A 7646-nucleotide genomic window follows, 5' to 3' on the forward strand; every position below is an offset into this window, starting at 1 on the left:
CATAACCCTCTTGCCCGCCACGACGCTCTTCCGACCTCCGGGAAGCCCCCGGGCTTCGGGCGGGTGACGCTGAGCGACCCGCCGGCGTTCAGCCGCTGCAGGTCCAGCGGCGGCACCTGGCCGCTGGCCCCGCCGAACAGCACCAGGGTGCCGCGCCGGCGCAGCGCCGCCAGGGACATCTCGAAGGTGTCCTTGCCGATCCCGTCGTACACCGCGTGCACGCCCTGGCCCTCGGTAACCTCCTTGACGGTCTGCGACACCTGGTCGTAGTCGACCACGTAGTCCGCCCCGGCGGCCTTGGCCAGGTCCTTCTTCTCCTGGGTGGAGGCGGTGGTAATCACGGTGGCGCCCTTGAGCTTGAGCATCTGGGTCAGCAGCAGCCCCACCCCGCCGGCCCCGGCGTAGGAAAGGATCACATCCCCCTCACGCACCATGTAGCTCGAATGCATCAGGTAGTGGGCGGTGCAGCCCTGCAGCGGCAGGGCGGCGGCCAGGCGCAGGTCCACCTTCTCGGGCACCTTGCCCAGCACCTGGGCATCGACCACCACGTACTGCGCGTACCCGCCGGTGGCCTCGGAGGTCGCGACCCGGTCCCCGACCTTCAGGTTGCGCACCTCGGAGCCAACCTGTTCGATGGTCCCGGAAATCTCCGAGCCCAGCGCGAACGGGTACTGGACCTGGTAGACGCCCGAGCGCTGATAGGTTTCGATGAAGTTCACCCCGACCGCGGCGACCTTCACCAGCACCTGGCCCGGCCCGGGGGAGGGGATCGGTTCCTCCACCAGCTCCAGCACCTCGGGGCCACCGGCCTTGGCGGCCACGATCTTCTGCTGCTTGCTCATGCGTGCATCATCCCCTTGGTCATTCGGTGCAATCCTGCTTGTTCGACTTCGGCCCACCGCGCTCGCCGGGTCCGCGCCGGAGCGGGGCAGCGGGTGCGGGGCCGCTACTGCCAGTCTAGGACCGCCACGGCCCGGGGGCGCGAAGAGATGACGACAAAGTTCGGCCCGCGCAATCTATGAATAAATATTAGGTTTCATGCATATCCAGCGGTAGAGTTGCCACATGACGTTTTCAGTAGCTGTCTCGGGCGCCAGCGGCTATGCCGGTGGCGAAGTACTTCGCCTGCTGGCCAACCACCCGCAGGTCACCATCGGAGCGGTCACCGCCCACTCCCAGGCCGGAAGCCGGCTGGGCTCCATCGCCCCGCACCTGCACGCGCTGGCGGAGAAGGTGCTGGTCCAGACCACCGTTGAGAACCTGGCCGGGCACGACGTGGTGTTCCTGGCCCTGCCGCACGGGGCCAGCGCCGAGATCGCCGCCCAGCTGCCCCAGGACACGCTGGTGATCGACGCCGGCGCCGACCACCGGCTGGCCTCCGCCGAGGCCTGGGCCAAGTTCTACGGGGAAGGCTACGCCGGGCACTGGCCCTACGGACTGCCCGAGCTGCCCGGACACCGCGAGGCGCTGCGCTCCGCCAAGCGCATCGCCGTGCCCGGCTGCTATCCCACCGGTGCCCAGCTGGCCCTGGCCCCGGGCTACTCGGCCGGGCTGCTCGAACCGCAGGACGTGGTGATCGTCTCGGCCTCCGGGGTCTCGGGGGCCGGCAAATCCGTCAAGCCGCACCTGCTGGGCAGCGAAACCATGGGCTCGATGAGCCCCTACGGCGTGGGCGGCGGGCACCGCCACACCCCGGAGATCGAACAGGGCCTGTCCCGGGTGGCCGGCGAGCCGGTCAGCGTCTCCTTCACCCCCACCCTGGCCCCGATGCCGCGCGGCATCCTGACCACCGCCACCGCCCGGGTCAAGCCCGGCACCAGCCAGGACCAGCTGCGCGCCGCCTGGCAGCGCGCCTACGCCGCCGAACCCTTCGTCACCCTGCTGCCCGAGGGCCAGTGGCCGGCCACCGGCAACGTGACCGGCAGCAACCAGGTGCACCTGCAGCTGGCGTTCGACGAACACGCCGGGCGGGTGATCGTCTGCGCGGCGATCGACAACCTGACCAAGGGCACCGCCGGCGGCGCCGTGCAGTCGATGAACATCGCCCTGGGGCTGGCGGAAACCACGGGGCTGACCGGGCAGGGGATCGCCCCGTGAACCCGCAGCACGATCCAGCGAACCACCCCCAGAGAAACGGTGCCACAATGAGCCAGACCCAGAACCCGATCAACCAGGAGCCCGGACCCACCGGGATCACCGCCCCCCGCGGCTTTGCCGCCGCCGGGGTGCCGGCCGGGCTGAAGTCCACCGGCGCCAACGACGTGGTGGTGGTGCGCAACCTCGGCCCGAGCCACGCCGCGGCCGCGGTGTTCACCTCCAACCGGGTGGCCGCCGCCCCGGTGCTCTACTCGCGCCAGGTGATCGGCGACGGGCGGGCCGACGCGATCGTGCTGAACTCCGGCGGGGCCAACGCCTGCACCGGCGCCGAGGGCTTTGCCAACACCCACCGCACCGCCGAATACGCGGCCGGGCTGCTGGGGATCTCCGCGGCCGACGTGCTGGTGGCCTCCACCGGGCTGATCGGCATGCAGCTGCCGATGGACAAGCTGCTGCCCGGCGTGCAGCGCGCCGTCGACGCCCTGGACACCACCGCCGAGGCCGGGCTGGCCGCCGCCACCGGCATCATGACCACCGACACCGTGCCCAAGCAGGCGGTGCGCCGCGGCGCCGGGTACACGATCGGCGGGATCGCCAAGGGCGCGGGCATGCTCGCCCCGGGCCTGGCCACCATGTTGGTGGTGCTCACCACCGACGCCCAGCTGCCGGCCGCGCAGCTGGACGCGGCGCTGCGCGCGGCCACCGCCGCCAGCTTCGACCGGGCGGACTCCGATGGGTGCATGTCCACCAACGACACCGTCGCCCTGCTGGCCTCCGGCGCCTCGGGCACCACCCCGGGCACCGGCGAATTCACCGCGCTGCTCACCGAACTGTGCCAGGAGCTGGCCCGGGCGCTGATCGACGACGCGGAGGGCGCCGAGCACACCATCGAGGTGCGCACCGTCAACGCCGCCAGCGAGGCCGACGCGCTGGAGGTCTCCCGCGCCGTGTCCCGCTCCAACCTGGTCAAGACCGCGATCTTCGGCCGCGACCCGAACTGGGGCCGGGTGCTCTCCGAGGTCGGCACCACCGCCGCCGCCTTCGAACCGGATCAGCTGAACGTGTCGATCAACGGGGTCATGGTGTGCCGGGCCGGGTCGGTGGGCGAGGACCGCGACCTGGTGGACCTTGAGCAGCGCCAGGTGCTGATCGAGATCGACCTGAACGCCGGCACCGAGCAGGCCGCGATCCTGACCAACGACCTCACCCACGCCTACGTGCACGAGAACTCCGCCTACTCCAGCTAGGAACCGCCCACCCATGTCAAGCACCCAGCAACCCAGCCCCAGCAAAACCGGCGAGCAGCCGGGCACCGGCCGGCCGGCGTCCCCGCCCTTGCCGGAGCCGACCGGCATGGACCTGGCCCAGCGCAAGGCCGAGGCGCTGATCGAGGCGCTGCCCTGGATCCAGCGCTTCGCCGGGACCACCATGGTCATCAAGTACGGCGGCAACGCCATGGTCAACGATGGCCTGCGCCGCGCGTTTGCCCAGGACATCGTGTTCCTGCGCCACGCCGGGATCAACCCGGTGGTGGTGCACGGCGGCGGCCCGCAGATCAACGCGATGCTGGACAAGCTGGGCATCGAATCCGAATTCCGCGGCGGGCTGCGGGTGACCACCCCCGAGGCCATGGACGTGGTGCGCATGGTGCTCACCGGCCAGGTGCAGCGCGACCTGATCGGGCTGATCAACTCCCACGGGCCCTACGCGGTGGGCCTGTCCGGGGAGGACGGGGCCACGCTGCAGGCGGTGCGCACCGGCACCACCGTGGACGGCATCGAGGTGGACCTGGGGCTGGTCGGTGAGGTCACCGCGGTGCGCACCGACCAGATCGACAACCTGCTGGCCGCGCAGATGATCCCGGTGCTCTCCACCGTCGCCCCGGAAGTGGGGGCCGACGGGGAGCCGACCGGGGCGGTGCTGAACGTGAACGCGGACACCGCCGCCGCGGCGCTGGCCGCCGCCCTGGGGGCCAGCAAACTGGTGATCCTCACCGACGTGGAGGGCCTGTACGCGGCCTGGCCGGACAAGTCCTCGCTGATCTCCTCGCTGACCAGCGAGGAGCTGCGCCGGATGCTGCCGTCCCTGGTCTCCGGGATGATCCCGAAGATGCGCGCCTGCCTGGCCGCGGTGGACGCCGGGGTCTCCCGCGCCCACATCGTCGACGGGCGCCAACCCCATTCGATGTTGCTTGAAGTGTTCACCACCGCCGGGGTCGGAACCCAGGTGGTGCCCGGAAAGGACGAGAAATGACCTCCCACCCCCATCAACCCGACGCGCTGGCCGCCCTGGGCGCACTGACCTCCACCGCGCTGACCGAACGCTACTCCTCGGCCCTGCTGGGAGTGTTCGGCACCCCGCAGCGGGTGCTGGTGCGCGGCGCCGGCTGCCACGTCTGGGACGCCGACGGCCGCCAGTACCTGGACCTGCTGGGCGGGATCGCGGTCAACACGCTGGGCCACGCCCACCCGCTGCTGAACTCGGTGATCTCCTCCCAGCTGGCCACCCTGGGGCACATCTCCAACTTCTTCACCTCCCCGGCCCAGGTCGCGCTGGCCGAAAAGCTGCTGGAAATCTCCGGCGCCCCGGGCGGTTCGAAGGTGTTCTTCGCCAACTCCGGCACCGAGGCAAACGAGGCGGCCCTGAAACTGGCCCGGCGCAACGCCGGCACCGCCCAGGCGCCGCGCACCAAGGTGATCGCCCTGGAAAACGCGTTCCACGGCCGCAGCCTCGGCGCGCTGTCACTGACCTGGAAGCAGGCCTACCGCGAACCGTTCGAACCGCTGCCGGGCAACGTGCAGTGGGTGCCGGCCGGGGACATCGAGGCGCTGCGCGCGGCGGTGGACGAAACCGTGCAGGCCGTGTTCATCGAGCCAATCCAGGGCGAGGCGGGGGTGCGCGAACTGGACCACGAGTACCTGCGCGCCGCCCGTGCCATCACCCACCAGGCCGGGGCGCTGCTGGTGTTCGACGAGGTGCAGTCCGGCATGGGCCGCACCGGCCAGTACTTCGCCTCCGCCCCGGTGCTGCCCGATGCGATGACCCTGGCCAAGGGGCTGGGCGGCGGGCTGCCGATCGGGGCGATGATCGCGTTCGGGCACAAGGCCGCGGACCTGCTGCGCCCGGGGGACCACGGCACCACGTTCGGCGGCAACCCGGTGGCCACCGCCGCCGCCCTGGCCACCATCCACGTGATCGACAAGGACGAGCTGCTGGGCCACGTGGCCGAAACCGGGGAATGGCTGCGCGCACAGCTGCAGGGCATCGGCGGGATCAGCGCCGTGCGCGGGCGCGGGCTGCTGCTGGCGTTCGACCTGGACAAGCCCATCGCCGCCGCGCTGGTGCCCGCCGCCCTGGACGCCGGGTTCATCATCAACACCACCGGGCCGGCCACCATCCGCCTGGCCCCGCCGCTGGTCATCACCCGCGACCAGCTGTCCACCTTCATCGCCAAGCTGCCGGCCCTGATCGGCCAGGCACTGCTGACCCACAAGGAGAACTAGCCCATGGCAACAACCCGCCACTTCCTGACCGACCTGGACCTCTCACCGGCCGAACAGCGCGAGGTGCTGGATTTGGCGCAGGCGATGAAGGCCGACCCCTACGGCTACACCCCGTACGCCGGCCCGCAAACCGTGGCGGTGTTCTTCGACAAGACCTCCACCCGCACCCGGGTCTCCTTCCACGCCGGCATCGCCGAACTGGGCGGCTCCCCGCTGATCATCAACTCCGCCGAATCCCAGCTGGGGCACAAGGAGTCCATCGCCGACTCGGCCAAGGTCCTGGAGCGCATGGTCTCCACCATCGTCTGGCGCACCTACGCCCAGGCCGGGCTTGAGCAGATGGCGCAGAACTGCGCGGTGCCGGTCATCAACGCCCTGTCCGACGACTACCACCCCTGCCAGCTGCTGGCCGACCTGCTCACCGTGCGCGAGCACAAGGGCGAGCTGGCCGGGCTAAGCCTGGCCTACCTGGGCGACGCGGCGAACAACATGGCCAACTCCTACCTGCTGGCCGGGGTCAACGCCGGCATGCACGTGCGCATCGCCGGGCCCGAGGGCTACCTGCCGGCCGAGCCGATCGTCGCCGCCGCCCGCCAGCGCGCGGAGTCCACCGGCGGCTCGGTCACCATCACCACCGACGCCGTGGCCGCCCTGGCCGGCGCCGACGTGGTCGCCACCGACACCTGGATCTCCATGGGCCAGGAGGATGAGAAGGAGGCGCGCCTGGGCCTGTTCCGCGACTATGCGCTGAGCACCGAGGCGATGGCCCACGCCAAGGACGACGCAATCGTGCTGCACTGCCTGCCGGCCTACCGCGGCTACGAGATCGCCGCGGAGGTCATCGACGGGCCGCAGTCCGTGGTGTTCGACGAGGCCGAGAACCGGGTCCACGCCCAAAAGGCCATCATGGCCTGGCTGCTGCACGTCTCCGGGCTGGCCGCCAGCGTGCGGGAAGCGAAGTAGCATGGCTGCCCAACCCAGCACCAAGACCGCCCGCCAGGCGCGCATCCGCACCTTCCTGGGCAACCACTCGGTCAAGTCCCAAGCCGAACTGCTCGCCCTGCTCAAGGACGACGGGCTGGAAGTCACCCAGGCCACCCTCTCCCGGGACCTGGTGGAAATCGGCGCGGTGCGCATCCGGGACACCTCCGGGCAGCTGATCTACGCGGTGCGCCAGGAAGGCGGGGACCGCTCCCCGCAATCCGCGCTCACCCAGGAGGTGCTCGACGCCCGGCTGTCCAAGATCTGCCAGGAGCAGCTGGTCACCGCGGAAGCCAGCGGCAACATCGTCGTGCTGCGCACTCCGCCGGGGGCTGCGAACCTGCTGGCACTGGCCATCGACCACTCGCAGATCCCCGCGATCCTGGGCTGCATCGCCGGTGATGACACCATCATGGTGATCACCCGTTCGCCCGATGGCGGCGCCGAGGTCGCCAGCCGCTTCCTGCAGCTGGCCGACACCAACTAGCACCGTTCTGCCCGCACTCGATCCGGGTTTGGCCCTCGGGGCGGGTCTCGGGTTGGGGTGTGGTGGGCCAGCCACGGGTGGTGGCTGGCCCACTGGTGTTTCCGGCCGGTGTTTCCCCCCCGGTGTTTCCCGGTGGGTGTTTCCAGCCGGTGGTCCCCGAAAGAATTTTGGAGGGTTCGTGGGTTATCCCCATCCCGCCGGGCCTGGACGGAGCGCCTGGATTTGGTGGGTGATGGTAGGTGGCATGAATCAGGTTTCCCTGGCCACGGCCCTTGAGGTGGTACGCCACCGGGTGCGGCACAACGGTGCGGCACTGGATGGCACGGTGCTGCGTGAAATCCAGGAACTGTGTACCGCCCTGTTCACCGACCTGGCCGGACTGGTGGGGGCCACCCACCGGGCACCGGTCGCGTTGGGTGGGGCCAGCTGGGTCGAGAAGCACTACCGGGCCGTGATCCGCGCTCAACTGGCCGCGATCGCCGCGTTGGAAGCCACCGGGGCCCACCGGCTGGAAGTGGGCGAGTATGACCGGTTGCGGCAGAACCCGGCCGACACCCAGGGCCCGGTGCTGTACGCGA

At 70.6% G+C, this 7646-nt stretch carries 8 protein-coding genes; 7 read left to right on the plus strand and 1 reads right to left on the minus strand.

What is annotated here, in order from left to right:
* Positions 1-842: quinone oxidoreductase family protein (locus RCJ92_RS14070; RefSeq protein ID WP_446754874.1), on the minus strand; the 842-nt coding region annotated here is incomplete at its 3' end.
* A gap of 223 nt (positions 843-1065) precedes the next feature.
* Here RCJ92_RS14070 and argC point away from each other — a divergent pair.
* From argC to RCJ92_RS14105, 7 genes are all read left to right on the plus strand, one after another.
* Complete coding sequence (argC, locus tag RCJ92_RS14075) at positions 1066-2097, plus strand: N-acetyl-gamma-glutamyl-phosphate reductase (RefSeq protein WP_138174365.1); 1032 nt, start codon at positions 1066-1068, stop codon at positions 2095-2097.
* A 47-nt stretch (positions 2098-2144) separates the two neighbouring features.
* Positions 2145-3344, plus strand: a complete 1200-nt coding sequence (gene argJ / locus RCJ92_RS14080) for a bifunctional glutamate N-acetyltransferase/amino-acid acetyltransferase ArgJ (protein ID WP_396278182.1) — start codon at positions 2145-2147, stop codon at positions 3342-3344.
* A 106-nt stretch (positions 3345-3450) separates the two neighbouring features.
* On the plus strand, positions 3451-4350 hold the full coding sequence (gene argB, locus RCJ92_RS14085) for an acetylglutamate kinase (protein ID WP_446754877.1): 900 nt from the start codon (positions 3451-3453) through the stop codon (positions 4348-4350).
* Positions 4347-5600 (plus strand): acetylornithine transaminase, encoded by a 1254-nt coding sequence (locus RCJ92_RS14090; RefSeq protein ID WP_138174369.1) that lies wholly within the window; start codon positions 4347-4349, stop codon positions 5598-5600. The genes argB and RCJ92_RS14090 overlap by 4 nt, the downstream gene beginning before the upstream one ends.
* A 3-nt stretch (positions 5601-5603) precedes the next feature.
* Positions 5604-6563, plus strand: a complete 960-nt coding sequence (gene argF, locus RCJ92_RS14095; protein ID WP_446754875.1) for an ornithine carbamoyltransferase — start codon at positions 5604-5606, stop codon at positions 6561-6563.
* A gap of 1 nt (position 6564) precedes the next feature.
* Positions 6565-7068 (plus strand): arginine repressor, encoded by a 504-nt coding sequence (locus tag RCJ92_RS14100; protein WP_054821945.1) that lies wholly within the window; start codon positions 6565-6567, stop codon positions 7066-7068.
* A gap of 244 nt (positions 7069-7312) precedes the next feature.
* Positions 7313-7646, plus strand: a 334-nt coding sequence (locus tag RCJ92_RS14105; protein ID WP_446754876.1) for a hypothetical protein, incomplete at its 3' end; no start/stop codon positions are given.

This window comes from Glutamicibacter sp. BSL13 (assembly GCF_052928425.1).

What these genes read in the sequence shown, in the direction of transcription:
- RCJ92_RS14100 (WP_054821945.1), top strand. Translation starts at nt 6,565, where the DNA reads ATGGCTGCCCAACCCAGCACCAAGACCGCCCGCCAGGCGCGCATCCGC.
- argC (WP_138174365.1), top strand. Translation starts at nt 1,066, where the DNA reads ATGACGTTTTCAGTAGCTGTCTCGGGCGCCAGCGGCTATGCCGGTGGC.
- argJ (WP_396278182.1), top strand. Translation starts at nt 2,145, where the DNA reads ATGAGCCAGACCCAGAACCCGATCAACCAGGAGCCCGGACCCACCGGG.
- argB (WP_446754877.1), top strand. Translation starts at nt 3,451, where the DNA reads ATGGACCTGGCCCAGCGCAAGGCCGAGGCGCTGATCGAGGCGCTGCCC.
- RCJ92_RS14090 (WP_138174369.1), top strand. Translation starts at nt 4,347, where the DNA reads ATGACCTCCCACCCCCATCAACCCGACGCGCTGGCCGCCCTGGGCGCA.
- argF (WP_446754875.1), top strand. Translation starts at nt 5,604, where the DNA reads ATGGCAACAACCCGCCACTTCCTGACCGACCTGGACCTCTCACCGGCC.